15 protein-coding genes and 1 pseudogene are annotated in these 13591 nt (G+C 74.5%); 9 read left to right on the top strand and 7 right to left on the bottom strand.

Features of this window, described 5'->3' with window-relative positions; all coding sequences use genetic code 11:
• Positions 1-131: 131 nt before the first annotated feature.
• Positions 132-278, top strand: a pseudogene (locus ABD292_RS49080) (hypothetical protein); the annotation flags it as partial.
• On the opposite strand, the gene ABD292_RS38750 reads toward ABD292_RS49080, so the two are convergent.
• On the bottom strand, positions 242-1366 hold the full coding sequence (locus ABD292_RS38750) for a glycosyltransferase family 2 protein (RefSeq protein ID WP_344216500.1): 1125 nt from the start codon (positions 1364-1366) through the stop codon (positions 242-244). The pseudogene ABD292_RS49080 and the gene ABD292_RS38750 overlap by 37 nt on opposite strands.
• Before the next feature lie 134 nt (positions 1367-1500).
• On the opposite strand from ABD292_RS38750, the gene ABD292_RS38745 reads away from it, so the two are divergent.
• Positions 1501-2010 (top strand): GNAT family N-acetyltransferase, encoded by a 510-nt coding sequence (locus ABD292_RS38745; RefSeq protein ID WP_344216498.1) that lies wholly within the window; start codon positions 1501-1503, stop codon positions 2008-2010.
• Here the strand turns inward: ABD292_RS38745 and ABD292_RS38740 are convergent.
• From ABD292_RS38740 to ABD292_RS38730, 3 genes are all read right to left on the bottom strand, one after another.
• Positions 2000-2704 (bottom strand): DUF4097 family beta strand repeat-containing protein, encoded by a 705-nt coding sequence (locus ABD292_RS38740; protein WP_344216497.1) that lies wholly within the window; start codon positions 2702-2704, stop codon positions 2000-2002. The genes ABD292_RS38745 and ABD292_RS38740 overlap by 11 nt on opposite strands.
• A 101-nt stretch (positions 2705-2805) precedes the next feature.
• Complete coding sequence (locus ABD292_RS38735; RefSeq protein WP_344216495.1) at positions 2806-3723, bottom strand: GlxA family transcriptional regulator; 918 nt, start codon at positions 3721-3723, stop codon at positions 2806-2808.
• A gap of 7 nt (positions 3724-3730) precedes the next feature.
• Entirely contained in the window at positions 3731-4330 is a 600-nt protein-coding gene (locus tag ABD292_RS38730; protein ID WP_344216493.1) for a cysteine hydrolase family protein, read from the bottom strand.
• A 124-nt stretch (positions 4331-4454) separates the two neighbouring features.
• On the opposite strand from ABD292_RS38730, the gene ABD292_RS38725 reads away from it, so the two are divergent.
• The 5 genes from ABD292_RS38725 to ABD292_RS38705 all read left to right on the top strand — a co-directional run bounded on the left by ABD292_RS38725 (position 4455) and on the right by ABD292_RS38705 (position 9014).
• A complete protein-coding gene (locus ABD292_RS38725) occupies positions 4455-5261 on the top strand; it encodes an aminotransferase class IV family protein (protein WP_344216491.1) in 807 nt (268 codons plus the stop codon).
• Positions 5262-5313: 52 nt separating this feature from the next.
• Positions 5314-6189, top strand: a complete 876-nt coding sequence (locus ABD292_RS38720) for an alpha/beta fold hydrolase (protein WP_344216489.1) — start codon at positions 5314-5316, stop codon at positions 6187-6189.
• 126 nt (positions 6190-6315) lie between these two features.
• Positions 6316-6852, top strand: coding sequence for a hypothetical protein (locus tag ABD292_RS38715; protein WP_344216487.1), 537 nt, complete (start codon positions 6316-6318; stop codon positions 6850-6852).
• A gap of 15 nt (positions 6853-6867) precedes the next feature.
• Positions 6868-7848: a DUF2804 domain-containing protein gene (locus ABD292_RS38710; RefSeq protein ID WP_344216485.1), complete on the top strand. Its 981-nt coding sequence runs from the start codon at positions 6868-6870 to the stop codon at positions 7846-7848.
• A 161-nt stretch (positions 7849-8009) separates the two neighbouring features.
• Complete coding sequence (locus ABD292_RS38705) at positions 8010-9014, top strand: zinc-binding dehydrogenase (protein ID WP_344216633.1); 1005 nt, start codon at positions 8010-8012, stop codon at positions 9012-9014.
• Between the two features lie 28 nt (positions 9015-9042).
• Here the strand turns inward: ABD292_RS38705 and ABD292_RS38700 are convergent, their stop codons facing one another.
• A complete protein-coding gene (locus tag ABD292_RS38700; RefSeq protein WP_344216483.1) occupies positions 9043-10674 on the bottom strand; it encodes a RecQ family ATP-dependent DNA helicase in 1632 nt (543 codons plus the stop codon).
• Positions 10675-10805: 131 nt separating this feature from the next.
• On the opposite strand from ABD292_RS38700, the gene ABD292_RS38695 reads away from it, so the two are divergent.
• Positions 10806-11561 carry a ZIP family metal transporter gene (locus ABD292_RS38695; RefSeq protein WP_344216481.1) on the top strand — a complete coding sequence of 252 codons (756 nt, stop codon included), beginning with the start codon at positions 10806-10808 and terminating at the stop codon, positions 11559-11561.
• A gap of 6 nt (positions 11562-11567) precedes the next feature.
• Here ABD292_RS38695 and ABD292_RS38690 read toward each other — a convergent pair whose 3' ends face one another.
• The gene (locus ABD292_RS38690) at positions 11568-11954 is read right to left on the bottom strand and encodes a beta/gamma crystallin-related protein (RefSeq protein ID WP_344216479.1); all 387 of its coding nucleotides are present in this window, start codon (positions 11952-11954) and stop codon (positions 11568-11570) included.
• A 151-nt stretch (positions 11955-12105) separates the two neighbouring features.
• On the opposite strand from ABD292_RS38690, the gene ABD292_RS38685 reads away from it, so the two are divergent.
• A complete protein-coding gene (locus ABD292_RS38685; RefSeq protein WP_344216477.1) occupies positions 12106-13002 on the top strand; it encodes an aldo/keto reductase in 897 nt (298 codons plus the stop codon).
• 15 nt (positions 13003-13017) lie between these two features.
• Here ABD292_RS38685 and ABD292_RS38680 read toward each other — a convergent pair whose 3' ends face one another.
• Positions 13018-13557 (bottom strand): LOG family protein, encoded by a 540-nt coding sequence (locus tag ABD292_RS38680; protein WP_344216475.1) that lies wholly within the window; start codon positions 13555-13557, stop codon positions 13018-13020.
• Positions 13558-13591 lie beyond the last annotated feature (34 nt).

The following is a 13591-nucleotide window of genomic DNA, read 5'->3' as shown; positions in this document are numbered from 1 at the left end:
AGCTTCCTCTGCGGGCACGGCGAAACGACGCCGACCAGACTTCCCGGCTCACCTGCAAGCCACCGTAGCAGAGCATTGCCTGATGCAAGAATGCCCGCCTCCGGTGCGTTCCCGCGTTTCCGCTGGTGCACATGGGGCAGTCGGCGCTCGTGCAGGACGACGGGGTACAGGACGACGTGGTGACCGTGACGCCGTGCGAGGACGGTCCGCTGCTGGTCCGGGGCGCGTTCATGCTGGTGACTCAGGACGGGGAGCCGATCGACCCGGGGCGGGCCACGGTGGCGCTGTGCCGGTGCGGGGGCTCGTCGACCAAGCCGTTCTGCGACGGCACGCACAAGGCGATCGGCTTCCGCGCCTCCAGCGCGCCGGACCCGCCCCCCGCCGCCTGACGGCGCAGCCATCGCGGCGAGTGGGCGGCGACCTTGAGCCTGCGCCCGGCGTACGGGACCCCGCCGCGCAGCGCCGCGGCGACGGCGAGCCAGCTGCACGTGCCCCGCTCCAGGATCCACACCGGGGCGAACAGCGACGCCTCCCACGGGAACATCCGCCGGCCGCCCGCGCGCCGCCGTCCCGCCTCGGCCAGCGCGACCGCGACGGCGGCCCCGGCGGCGGGCAGCCCCGGCCTGCCCCGCAGGAGCGCGGCGGCGCAGGCGGGCAGCACCGACAGGAACAGCGCCAGCCGCACCGGCTGCGCCAGGTCGTCGTACGCCTGCCGGACCCGCTGCCCCCAGAAACGGGACGCGGCGGGCGGCAGGCGGCGCACGTACAGGCCGGGTGGCGCCAGCTCGACCCCGCCGTGGGCGCGGACGGTGCGGATCAGCTCCAGGTTCTCGAACAGCACGTCGCCGTCGTAGCCGCCCATCCGCTCGAAGAAGGAGCGGCGCACGCCGAACGTGCCCGGGTAGTCCGCGCCCACGGCCCGGTTGAGCAGGGTGCGGGCGGTGTCCCAGCGGGCGTGCCAGGGCAGCGGGGAGAAGTAGTTCTGGGGGCGTACCAGGTCGGCGTGGCCGAGCAGGCGGCGGACGGCGGCGAGCCCTTCGGGGTCGTAGCGTACGTCGTCGTCGGCGATCACCACGTGCTCGGCGCGGGCCAGCCGCATGCCCGTCAGCACTCCGGCGACCTTGCCGTTGGCGCAGGTCAGGCCGGGGTCGGGCGGCACGTGGACGGCGAGCCCGCGCCAGCGGCGGGCGTGCCGGGCGAACAGGGCGGGCGGGCTGCCGTCCACGACGACGATCGCGGCGTGCCGGGACAGGCGGCGCAGGTACGCGGTCAGCTCGTCGAGGCCGTCGTCGTCGTCCCAGCGCAGCGGCAGGACGTAGGCGAGCTCCGGCGGGCGAGGGAAAGGCGTCGGACGACGGGAGGGCATCGGGCGGCTCCGGGCAGGCGGCGGACGGTCGTGTGCGTACGGCACCGGACCGCCCCGGGGGTCGGCGATGCTCCTGCCGTCTGGCGATACGGCCTGCCCGGGCACGAACCGCCCAAACGGCTATGATCTTCGCCATGACCGCCCTGCGCCCGCTCACGGACGCCGACGCCGCCGTGATCGCCTCCTGGATCGACAGCGGCGACGCGCTCGTCCTGTGGTCCGGGAAAGCCGGCTTCACCTGGCCGTTCGACGGCGGGCAACTGCTCGGCTTCCGCGCCGCCGACCCCGCCCGCCGGCTCCTCGTCGCGCCGGGGCCGGACGGCCGGCCGGTCGGCCACGTCATGCTCCGCCCCGACGGCACGCCCCGTTCGCTCCGCCTCGGCCTGGTCCTCGTCGCCCCCGGGTCCAGGGGGCGCGGCCACGGCGAGGCCCTGGTCCGCGCCGCACTCGACGCCGCCTTCGCCGACCCGGACGTCGAGCGGGTCACCCTGGGCGTCTACGCGCACAACCACGGCGCCAGGCGGCTCTACGAGCGGCTCGGCTTCCGCGAGGAGGAGGTCCACGCCGGCTCCGTCCAGGTGGGGGAGACGTGGTGGACGTCCGTCACCATGGCCCTGTCCCGGCCGGCCTGGCTCAGCGGGTGAGCACCTCGAGGTCGCCGGAGTCGCTGGAGACCTTGATCGAGCGCGGCGCCGACGCGTCGTTGGCGGCGGTGATCCGCTTGTCGCCGGAGTCGGTCCTGGCCTCCACCCGGTACGGCCCCGCGGGCACGCGCACCACCGTGTGGCCGGAGTCGGTCTCGGTCGTCACCGCGTCCGGCTGCCCGGCGAACTCGAGCGTCATGTCCCCCGAGTCGGACGTCGCCGTGACCCGGCCGCCCGCCAGGCCGTCGGCCTGGATCGTCCCCGAGTCGGAGCGCACCCGCACCTCGCCGGACAGCCCCGTCAGCGTCAGGTCCCCCGAGTCGGAGCCGACCTCCACCCGCACGCCCTTCGGCACCTCCACGCGGTAGCTCACCTCGCACTCGACGCCGACCGCGCCCAACCCGAACGTGTCAGGGCAGTCGTAGGCGAGATCCAGCGTGCCGCTCCGCACCTCGTGGCGGGTCTCCGGCTTGTTCTTGCGCCAGTGAAGCCGCTCGGTCACCCGCACGGTGCTCCGGTCCGAGCCCAACAACTCCACGGTGCCCGAGTCGACCTCGACCCGCAGTCCCGTCACCTCGCCGGGCACCTCGTAGGAGGACCTGGCTTGGGACGCGGGGCCCGCGATCCCGCATCCGGCCGCCGTCGCGGTCAGCCCCAGCACGCCTGCGATCAAGGTCGTCCTCTTCATGGTCATGTCGCTCGATTCTGGCTCGACGGACCGTACGTCACCGACTCTAGGGACGGGCCGTCGAGCCCGGCATTGCCGCCGTCCCCCGACGGATGGTAGGGAAAGCCCTACCACGGGCGTGGCTGGGCGCGCAGCCGGCGCAGCATGCGGGCGTCCTGGAAGCCGACCGCGCGGGCGGCCGCCTCTACCGTGGCGCCCTGGCCGATCAGGTGCTCGGCCCGCTCACGCCGCAGGAGCTGCTGGTAGGCCAGCGGCGTCAGGCCGGTCGCCCGCGTGAACAGCCGAGTGACCGTGCGCGGGCTGCATCCCGCGGCGGCGGCGAGGCCGGACAGGGGGAGCGGCTCGGTGAAGCGGGCGTCGATGAGGTCCTGGACGCGGTGTACGGCGTCGCTGAGGTGGGCGCGGTGCCTGAGCATGGCGCTGGCCTGCCGCTCGTCGCCGTTACGGCGGGCGTAGACCACCATCTCGCGGGCCACCCGGGCGGCCGCGCCGGGGCCGTGGCGGGTGGCGACGAGGTGCAGGGCGAGGTCGATGCCGCTGGCGATGCCCGCCGAGGTGATGACCCTGCCGTCCTCGACGTAGAGGACGTCGCGCACGACCGTCGCCTTCGGGTAGCAGGCGGCCAGCTCGTCCTGCAGCTCGTGGTGGGTGGTGCAGCGCCGCCCGTCGAGCAGCCCGGCGCGGCCCAGCGCGTCGGCCCCCGCGCACACGCTGGCCACCGTGCCCCCGGCCGCGTGGTGGGCGCGCAGCGCGTCCAGCGCGGCCGGGCCGAGCTCGCCCCATCCGGCCGGCGTGGGGCTCGCCCGCCAGCCCGGCACGACGAGCAGGTCGCCGGCGGCCGGCTCGGGCCAGGTCGTCCCCGCCGTCAGCGTGAGCCCCTGCGCGGTGGGGACGGACGCGCGCTCGGCGACGTAACTCAGCGTGTAGCCGAGGCCGAGGTCGCCGGCCGTGGAGAAGACCTGGGCGGGGCCGGCGAGGTCGAGCAGGTGCAGCCCGGGCACGAGGACGAAGGCGACGCGGGTCACGATCCGGTCAGCCTACCGGGCTCGGCGCCCCGGTCAGCTCGGCGACCGTCCTGATCGTGGCGAAGCGGCCGGCGAGCGCGTACTCGGTGCGCTCGACGATCGCCTCCACGCCGAGCGTGCGGGGGTCGGCGAGGATCTCCTCCACCGACGCCCCGGGCGGCGCGTCGCGGTGCGGGATCGGCGTCGTCGCGGTCGCGTCCGTGACGAAGGAGACGCCGAAGCCGAGGTCGTTGCCGATCCTGGCGGTCGTCTCGCAGCACTGCTCGGTGCGGATGCCGCACACGACCAGCTCGCCGACGCCGTGCCGGGTGAGGATCTGCTGCAGGTTGGTGGTGGTGAAGCAGTTGTGCGAGGTCTTGGTGATCCGTTCCTCGCCGGGCAGCGGGGTCAGGCCGTCCATCAGCCGGACGTACCCGAGCGCCGGGTCGAAGGCGTCGCCGGTGCCGGGCTCGCTGTGCAGCACCCAGACGACCAGGTCGCCCTCGGCGCGGGCCACGTCCACCAGCCGGGAGACCGGCCCGGTGATCCCCGGGTTGTACGCGGCCCGCCACAGGGGCCGCCGCAGGAAGGACTGTTGCACGTCGATGACGAGAAGCGCTCTGTTCACGCACCCAGTCTCGGCCGCGCCGCCGCCCCGCCGTAAGGCAGGATCGGGCCCCGATGCGGACGGATCCGGTCACGGCATCGGGGCTGTGCGAGGATCACGGACGACCAGGAAGGAACTCCTTGCCATGCCGACACCCTGGGCCACGCACCTCGACGGCCGCCCGGCGACCGCCGAGGACCTCGCCCCGCTCGCCTTCGCCGGCGACGCCCACTTCACCGCCATGCAGGTCCGCGGCGGCCGCGTACGCGGTCTCGACCTGCACCTGGCCCGGCTGCGCCGGGCCTCCGCCGAGCTGTTCGGCCGCGACCTGGACGACGAGCGGGTGCTCTCCTGCCTGCGGGCGGCCGTCACGGCCGGCCCGCCCGATCTGTCGCTGCGGGCCACCGTGTACGCCGCCGAGCAGGGCTCGGGACTGCGGATCCTGGTCCGCACCGGGCCGCCCGCGACCCCGCCGGAGGGCCCGCTGGCGCTGGCGGTGGCCGAGCACGAACGGTTCCTCCCCGCCGTCAAGCAGACCGGCGAGACGGCGAAGGCGTACTTCCAGCGCCGCGCCGTGGCGGACGGCTACGACGACGCCGCCTTCGTCGACCGCCGGGGCCGCCTCAGCGAGGCCACCATCTGGAACCTCGCGTTCTGGGACGGCTCCGCCGTGGTGTGGCCGGTGGCCGGCCGGCTGGAGGGCGTGACGATGGCGATCCTGCGCCGCCGGCTCGCCGCGAGCGGCGTCCCGCAGGCCGACCGCGAGGTCACCGTCGCCGATCTGCCCGGACTGTCCGGGGCCGTGGTCATGAACTCCTGGACGCCCGGCATCCCCGTACGCCGCGTCGGCGATGCGGACCTGCCCGAGCCCGGGGCGTTCGTGAAACTGCTGCACCAGGCATATCTGGACGAGCCGCTCGCCGGACTGGAAAAATCTTGCTCCCCCCGATGAGTTTTTCTGTCAGCGCGGGTCCATAGAGTGCGAGCGTTTCTCATAGGAGGCAATGATGCGAGACTTCAAGACCCACACCCTTGACGTGCCCGGCGCGGTCCTGCACTACGAGGTGCGCGAAGCCGTCGAGGAGTCGGGCAAGCCCGTGCTGCTGCTGGTCGGCTCGCCCATGGGGGCCGCGGGGTTCGCCGCGCTGGCCGAGCGGCTGCCGGAGCGCACGATCGTCACCTACGACCCGCGCGGCGTCGGCGAGAGCCGCAAGACCGGCGAGCCCGGCGAGAAGTCCACCCCCGAGCAGCACGCGGACGACCTGCACCGGATCATCGACGAGCTCGGCGGCGGGCCCGTCGACCTCTTCGGCAGCAGCGGCGGCGCGGTCAACGCGCTGGAGCTGGTGTCCCGGCACCCTGAGCAGGTGCGCACGCTCGTCGCGCACGAGCCGCCCGCCGCCCAGGTCCTGCCCGACCGCGAGCAGGCGCTGGCCGCCATCAAGGGCATCGGCAGGACCTACGAGCGGGACGGGTTCGGCCCGGCGATGGCGCAGTTCATCACGATCGTCGGGCTGAAGGGCGAGATCCCGGCCGACTTCGCCGACCAGCCCGCGCCCGACCCGGCCATGTTCGGGCTGCCGGCCGAGGACGACGGCAGCCGCGACGACGCCCTGCTCGGACAGAACCTCATCAGCTGCACCCACCACGAGCACGACTTCGCGGCGCTGCGGGCCGCCTCGACCCGCATCGTCATCGCCGTCGGCGCCGAGTCGGAGGGGGAGATGGCCTGCCGCGGGGGCCTGGGGGTCGCCGAGCGCATCGGCGTCGAGCCCGTCACCTTCCCCAGCAACCACGGCGGCTTCCTCGACGACACCTTCGGGATGCCGGGCGACCCCGACGGCTTCGCGCTGAAGCTGCGCGAGGTGCTGGAGGGCTAGGAGCTCGCTGCCCGGGGCCGGAGGACCACTCCGGCCCCGAGCGTGATAACGGGTGGGCCGGAGCGTCTGGGTTCTCTAGGGTTGGGCGTGGTTCGACCATGTCCCCCCTCCTAAGGAGACGTTCGCGTGAAGAACAAGCTTCTCGCCCCGCGAACCGGCCTCATCGCCGCCTTCGCCATGGCCGCCACCCTGGTCACGGCCTCCCCGTCCGGCGCCACGACGGTGAGCACCACCACGACCAGCGCCACCACGGCGAGCACCACCACGACGGCCGCGGCCCGCCCGCGCAACGGCGCCATCCTGTTCGACCGCATCAGCGGCGGCCGGGGCGTACTCAAGATCAAGAACGGTCTGCGCACCGACGGCGTCGTCATCCTGGTCCGGGGCAAGACCAAGGCCATCAGCATCTACGTCCGCGCCAAGTCGACGGCGAGCATCAAGGACGTGCGCGACGGCACCTACCGGCTCTACTTCACCACCGGCTACCGCTACAGCAAGTCCCGGCACCGCTTCACCCGCGCCGCCACCTACCAGCGCTTCAACGACCGGCTGCGCTACTACACGACCGCCACGGCCTCCCGGATCTACACGCTGACCCTGCACCCGGTGCGGGGCGGCAACGCCGGCACCCAGCACGTGAACCCGAAGGACTTCCCGGCCTGATAGTACATTTCCCGCATGCTGACCCATGAGCGGGAGATCACCGAGCCCGTGGACCTCTGCCTGCCCGACGGCCGCCTCAATCCGGCGGCCGTCGGCTGGACCCGACGCCCCCTGCACCAGGCCGAGCTGCGCGGGTGGGGCCGTCGCAAGCGCTGGGAATACTGGGGGATCGTGACGCCGACCCACATCATCGGGCTGGTGGCGTCGTCGCTCGACTACGCCGGCGTCCACGGCGTCTACGTGCTCGACCGCGCCTCCCGCGCGGAGGTGAGCCACGACGCCGTGGTGCCGCTGGCCCGCGGCGCGCGGTTCCCGCAGGTCAGCGGGGCGGGCCCGGTCCGGGTCGCGGGCGGCGGCGTCCGCGTCGAGATCGACCAGGAGCCGGGCGGCACCCGGCTGCGGGCGTACGCGCCCGATCTGACTCTGGACCTGGAGATCCCGCTGCCCGAGGGCCACGAGTCGCTGGGCGTCGTGGTCCCGTGGGGGCCGCGGCGCTTCCAGTACACCGTCAAGGACGTCGGCCGGCCGGTGCGCGGCCGGCTCGTGCTGGGCGGCGCCGAGCACGAGGTGGGCGAGGGCGCGTTCGCGGTGCTCGACCACGGGCGCGGCAAGTGGCCGTACTCCGTGGTCTGGAACTGGGCCGCCGGCCACGCCCCCGGGCTGTCGGTGCAGCTCGGCGGCAAGTGGACCGACGGCACCGGGTCGACCGAGAACGCGCTGTTCGTCCACGGCCGGCTGCACAAGATCGGCGCGGAGCTGGAGTGGGTCTACGACCGCTCCGACTGGCTCAAGCCCTGGCGCATCGCGGGCGACGGCGTCGAGGTCGAGTTCACCCCGTTCCACGAGAAGATCTCGCGTACGGAGCTGGGCGTCGTCGGCTCCGAGACGCACCAGTGCTTCGGCCACTTCGGCGGCCGGATCAGGGCCGGCGACGGCTCCTGGGTGACGCTCGACGGGCTCACCGGCTGGGCCGAGGAGGCACGCAACCGCTGGTGACCCGCCCCCGTGCGGCAGCGGCGGGCGCGGGCCGTATGCTCGCGCCAGGGAGCGGCCGCACGGCCGCGTCCGGGTCCGATGGAAGTCCGCGGGACGCACCGGTCGAAACCCGGGGGCGGGCCCGCGGGAAGTCTGCGGGAAAAAGGAGCGCCGTGACCGACATGCTCGCCGCCCGGCTGCACGTGCCCACCAACGAGCTGCGCATGGAGCGCGTCCCGGTCCCGGAGCCCGGCCCCGGGCAGGTGCGCGTCGCGGTGCGCGCCGCCGGGGTGTGCCTGTCCGACGTGCACCTGCTGGACGGCACCCTGCGGCCCGCGTGGCTCCCCGGCGACACGGTCACCCTCGGGCACGAGGTGGCCGGCGTGATCGACGCGCTCGGCGCGGGCGTGGACGCCTGGACGACCGGGCAGCGGGTGCTGCTCCAGGCCGGGGAGCTGGACCTGCGCGGCGTCGTGCTCACCCGCGGCGTCGACTACGACGGCGGCTACGCCGAGTACGCCCTGGCGAGCGCGACGACCGTGGTGCCGATCCCCGACGGGCTGCCGTTCGAGCAGGCGTGCGTCATCCCCGACGCCGTCTCCACGCCATGGGCCGCCGTGACCACGACCGCCGCCACCCGGCCGGGCGACGCCGCCGCCGTGTGGGGCGCGGGCGGCCTCGGCGCGCACGCCGTGCAGCTCCTGCGCCTGGTCGGCGCCGCCCCGGTGATCGCGATCGACCCGCTGCCCGCCGCCCGCGAACGGGCGCTCGCGCTCGGCGCCGACGCCGTGCTCGACCCGGCCGACCCGAAGCTCCGCGACACCGTCATGGACCTGACCGACGGGCTCGGCCTGGACGTCGCCCTCGACCTCGCCGGCGTCCCGGCCGTGCGCGAGCAGGCGCTGACGGTGCTCGGCCCGGCCGGCCGGCTCGTCGTCGTGGGCCTCGCCGGGCAGCCCATCACCATCCCGAACGACATCGGCCTCGCCTACTTCCGCCAGTCGGTGCTCGGCCACTACGGCTCCGCGCCGCAGGACGTCCAGCGCCTGGTCAGGCTGGCCGGGCGGGGGCGGCTGGACCTGAGCCGGTCCGTCAGCGACGTGCTGCCGCTCGCCGAGGCCCCGGCCGCGCTGGACCGGCTGGCCCGCAAGGAGGGCGACCCCGTCCGGCTCGTGCTCGTCCCCTGACCCGGCGTCTGACCCTGCGCCGCCGGGATCAGGGCTGGCCCTCGTCCGCCCGCGTCAGCAGGTCCTGCTCCAGGACCGCGTCGAGCTGGAGCTCGCGGTAGCCCGCCTCCTCGAACAGCACCGTCAGCCGGTCCTCGCCGCGCTGGATCACCTGGCCGGGACCCCACGTACGGTGCTCCACCCGCGCGTGCAGCGGGAACGGCCCGCCGCCGGGCGCGGGGGGCCGCGCGGCTGTTCCCGCCCGGCAGTTGTCGCAGTTGCCGCACGGCTCCGGCAGGTGCTCGCCGAAATAGCCGAGCAGGAAGCGGCGGCGGCAGTCCTCGGTCTCGGCGTAGCGGCGCATCATCTCCAGGCGGGTGCGCTCCACCTCGCGCCGCCGCTCGGCCAGCTCCCGCGCCAGCGCCGCGGCCTCGGCCGGCTCGGGCGCGCCTGGCACGGGGTCCACGCGCCGGGTGCCGAGCCGGGCCGCGCCCACCCGTTCCAGCAGGTCGAGCAGGCCCGTCAGGCGGCGCGGGGACAGGCCCGTACGCTCGCGCAGCTCCTTGCGCCCGGCGCCGGGCCCGGCCGCCACGACCGCCGCGGCCACCTCGGCCAGCGTCCCGGCGTCCGGCACGCCGCCGGTGAAGTAGCGCTGCAGCCCCAGGTCCTCCGGACGGTAGAACAGCACCGCGGCGGCCGGCTCGCCGTCGCGTCCCGCCCGGCCGATCTCCTGGTAGTACGAGTCCGGCGACCCCGGCGCCTCGGCGTGGAAGACGAACCGCACGTCCGGCTTGTCGATGCCCATCCCGAACGCGTTCGTCGCGACCACCACCTCCAGGTCGCCGCCCATGAACCGGTCGTGCACCTCGTCCCGCTCCCGGCGGCGCATCCCTGCGTGGTAGGCCGCCGCCCGCACGCCCGCCTCGTTCAGCAGGTCGCTCAGCTCGCCGGTGCGGCGGCGCGTGGTCGTGTACACGATCCCGGGCCGCTCCTGCTCCGCCACCGCCGCGACGATCTCCGGGGCCGGGTCGGCCAGCATCCGGCGGACCTCCAGCGAGATGTTCGGCCGGTCGAAGCCCTGCACGAGCTCCACCGGGTCGCGCATGCCCAGCCGTTCGACGATCTCCGCCCGCACCGGCGGGGCGGCGGTCGCGGTGAGCGCGGCGATCACCGGCCGGCCCAGCGCCTCGGCCACCGACCCGAGCCGCAGGTAGTCGGGGCGGAAGTCGTGCCCCCACGACGACACGCAGTGGGCCTCGTCCACCACCATGAGCGACGGGCCGGCGGCCTTCAGCTCGTGGATCACGTCGGGCCGGGCGAGCTGCTCGGGCGCGCAGAACAGGAACTCCGTCTCGCGCGCCCGCAGCGCCTCGAACGTGGCCGTACGCTCCCGTGCCGAGGTGCGGGCGTCCAGGCTGGCCGCGTCCTCGTCGTGCTCGCGCAGCGCCTCCACCTGGTCGCGCTGCAGCGCGATGAGCGGCGACACCACCAGCGTCGGGCCCTTCAGCAGCAGCGCCGGCACCTGGTAGATCGCCGACTTGCCACTGCCCGTCGGCATCACCGCGAGCGTGTCGCGGCCCTCCGCCAGCGCCGTCATGGCGGCGAGCTGGCCCGGACGCAGCTCCTCCAGCCCGAGCGCCTCCCGCGCCACCCGCTCGCACTCCGCCGCCGCCTCGCCCATGTCCCCACCTCGCCTGTCTTCCTCGTCCCACACCCCTGCCCGCCGGTCCCGCCTCCAGCCCCCCGGGGCGCTGGACGCCCGGAGCCGGGCGGATGCGAAGATCGTGGGATCGGCGTGACGGAGGTGCGGTGATGCCCATCTGGCTGGAGGCGGGGCTCTGGGGTGCGCTCGCCGGAGGCGCGCTGCTCATCGGGGCCGCGATCGCCTGGTTCCGGCGCGTCCCGCCGCGCGCGATCGCCACGATCATGGCCTTCGGCGCCGGCGTGCTCATCGCCGCGCTGTCGTTCGAGCTGCTGGACGAGGCCGAGCGCACCGGCGGGCTCGTCCCGACCGCGGCGGGCTTCCTCGGCGGGGCCTGCGCGTACGTGGCCGCCAACGCGCTGCTCGCCCGGCACGGCGCCCGCCACCGCAAACGTTCCGGCGCCCAGCAGCCGAGCGAGGCCGACGTCCAGGGCAGCGGCGCGGCGATCGCCGTCGGCGCCCTGCTCGACGGGGTGCCCGAGTCGGTGGTGCTCGGCCTGTCGCTGCTCGGCGGCGGCGACATCGGCCTCGCCGTGGTCGCCGCCGTCTTCATCTCGAACGTCCCCGAGGGCCTGTCCAGCGCCGCAGGCATGAAGCGGGCCGGCCGCGGCCCCGGCTACGTCTTCGGCATCTGGGGCGGCATCGCCCTGGCCAGCGGCCTGGCCGCGATGCTCGGCAACCTCGCGCTGGAGTCGGCCTCCCCGGCCACCATCGCCGTCATCATGGGCGTGGCGGCCGGGGCCATCCTCGCGATGGTCGCCGACACGATGATCCCCGAGGCGTTCGAGAACGCCCACCTGCTGACCGGCCTCATCACCACCGCGGGGTTCCTCACGGCCTTCGCCGTCGAACGGCTGGCCGCCTGACCTCCGTCAGGGGGACAGGAACATCGGGTTGTCGTGGCAGGTCCCGTCCGGGCGGCGGCGTACGGACGAGATGGCGTCGCCGAACTGCCACTGCTGCTCGTGCAGGTCGTAGAGGCTCTGTCCCGGCAGGACGCAGTACGACCTGCCGCGGTAGGTGTCGTGCTGGTAGACGACCCAGGCGTTGACGTCCTGGTTGACGATGGAGCTCACCCGGTCGCCCCCCGAGCCCGAGATGTCGCCGTTGGTGGCCGTGAACGACCAGGAGGTGCCGGCGAAGCCGCTGTCCTGGAACAGCACGAGCGGCCCGGCCGCCTGAGCCGGGACGGTGGCCGCCGTCACGGCGACCACCGCCGCGGCCGAGACCGCCGCGGCGATGCGGATGTTCCTGTGCATGGTGGTGCCCCCGTCGAGTAGTGGTCGGTCTTCCTACTCCCGCTGGGCGTTCCAGCACGTTCCACCCCGTTCCACGGACCCTGCTAAAATGGAGGAACACGTCGAGCCTTTCCGGCCGGAGCCGTCTCCGCAGCCCGGGGAGGCTTTTTTCATGTCCATTCAGCAGAACAGCGCAGGAACGTGGCGGCTCGGCGGCGAGCTGCCGGTCAACAGGATCGGGTTCGGCGCGATGCGCCTGACCGGCCGCACCGCCTTCGGCTCCCGGCAGGACCGGCCGACGGCGGCCGCCCTCCGCGAGCGCGCGATCGCCGTGCTGCGCCGCGCGGTCGAGCTCGGCGTCGACCACATCGACACCGCCGCCTTCTACTTCTCGCCCCTCCTGTCGGCCAACGAGCTGATCAGCCGGGCGCTCGCCCCCTACCCGGACAACCTGGTGATCGCCACGAAGGTGTGGGCGGGCCGCGACCCGTCCGGCGAGTGGTGGTGGGCCCGGCCTGAGCAGCTTCGCGGCCAGGTCGAGGAGAACCTGCGCCAGCTCGGCCGCGACCGGCTCGACCTGGTGAACCTGCGCGTCCCGCCGAGCCACAGGGACGCGCCGCTCGCCGAGCACTTCGGCGCCCTCGCCGAGCTGCGCGAGGCCGGGCTCGTCCGGCATCTCGGGCTCTCCAACGCCACCGCCGCGCACCTGGCCGAGGCCCGCGCCATAGCGCCCGTCGCGTGCGTCCAGAACGCCTTCGGCATCGGCGCCCCGGCCGCCGAGCGCGAGCTGCTGCGCGCGTGCGGCGAGCAGGGCATCGCGTACGTGCCGTTCTTCGCCATCGCCGGCGCCGGCCGTGAGGCGGGCGCCCAGGCGGCCGAGGACGCACGGGTGCTGGCCGTCGCCCGGGCGCGCGGGGCGACGCCGGCGCAGGTCAGGCTCGCCTGGACGCTCGCGCAGGGCCCGCACGTCCTCGCCATCCCGGGCACCGGCGACCCCGTCCACCTGGCCGAGAACGTCGCCGCCGGAGCACTGCGGCTGTCCGCCGAGGACCTGGCCCTCCTCGGCTGAACCCCTGCGGCCCGCTCACTGGACCCCGAAGGTCTCCTCCAGGTAGGCCATCGCGCCGACCGGCTCCTCGGCGAAGAACATCAGCTCGGTGAGCGGGCGCGGCAGGAAGCCCTCGTCCTCCATGCGCTGGAACTGCTGCTTCAGCCCGTCGTAGAAGCCGGCCGTGTTCAGCAGCACGACCGGCTTGTCGGTGTGGCCGTGCTTCTTCAGCTCCAGGATCTCGGTCGCCTCGTCCAGCGTGCCGGTGCCGCCCACCATGATGACCACCGCGTCGGCCTTCTCCAGCAGCAGCCGCTTGCGTTCGGCCAGGTCGGCGGCGATCACCATGTCGTCCACGCCGCGGCGCGCCTTGTGCGCGAGGAAGTGCACCGACACGCCCATCAGCCGCCCGCCGGCGGCGTGCACCCCGTCCGCGACCACCTTCATCAGCCCGGCGTCCGAGCCGCCCCACACCAGGGTGTGCCCGCCCTTGCCGATCAGCTCGGCGAGCTCGCGGGCGGGACGGGTGTAGGTGTCGGCGAGGTCGGCGGCGGAGAGGAAGACGCAGATGTTCATGCGCACACCCTAGGCCCGCCGCGTCTGCCGGAGA

This window comes from Nonomuraea bangladeshensis (assembly GCF_039529455.1).
Taxonomy (GTDB): Bacteria; Actinomycetota; Actinomycetes; order Streptosporangiales; family Streptosporangiaceae; genus Nonomuraea; species Nonomuraea bangladeshensis.
This window is presented reverse-complemented; position numbering and strand designations above follow the sequence as displayed.

Coding starts and splice junctions, on each gene's coding strand:
- ABD292_RS38750 (WP_344216500.1), bottom strand. CDS start 1,366: ATGCCCTCCCGTCGTCCGACGCCTTTCCCTCGCCCGCCGGAGCTCGCC.
- ABD292_RS38745 (WP_344216498.1), top strand. CDS start 1,501: ATGACCGCCCTGCGCCCGCTCACGGACGCCGACGCCGCCGTGATCGCC.
- ABD292_RS38740 (WP_344216497.1), bottom strand. CDS start 2,704: ATGACCATGAAGAGGACGACCTTGATCGCAGGCGTGCTGGGGCTGACC.
- ABD292_RS38725 (WP_344216491.1), top strand. CDS start 4,455: ATGCCGACACCCTGGGCCACGCACCTCGACGGCCGCCCGGCGACCGCC.
- ABD292_RS38720 (WP_344216489.1), top strand. CDS start 5,314: ATGATGCGAGACTTCAAGACCCACACCCTTGACGTGCCCGGCGCGGTC.
- ABD292_RS38710 (WP_344216485.1), top strand. CDS start 6,868: ATGCTGACCCATGAGCGGGAGATCACCGAGCCCGTGGACCTCTGCCTG.
- ABD292_RS38705 (WP_344216633.1), top strand. CDS start 8,010: ATGCTCGCCGCCCGGCTGCACGTGCCCACCAACGAGCTGCGCATGGAG.
- ABD292_RS38700 (WP_344216483.1), bottom strand. CDS start 10,674: ATGGGCGAGGCGGCGGCGGAGTGCGAGCGGGTGGCGCGGGAGGCGCTC.
- ABD292_RS38695 (WP_344216481.1), top strand. CDS start 10,806: ATGCCCATCTGGCTGGAGGCGGGGCTCTGGGGTGCGCTCGCCGGAGGC.
- ABD292_RS38690 (WP_344216479.1), bottom strand. CDS start 11,954: ATGCACAGGAACATCCGCATCGCCGCGGCGGTCTCGGCCGCGGCGGTG.
- ABD292_RS38685 (WP_344216477.1), top strand. CDS start 12,106: ATGTCCATTCAGCAGAACAGCGCAGGAACGTGGCGGCTCGGCGGCGAG.
- ABD292_RS38680 (WP_344216475.1), bottom strand. CDS start 13,557: ATGAACATCTGCGTCTTCCTCTCCGCCGCCGACCTCGCCGACACCTAC.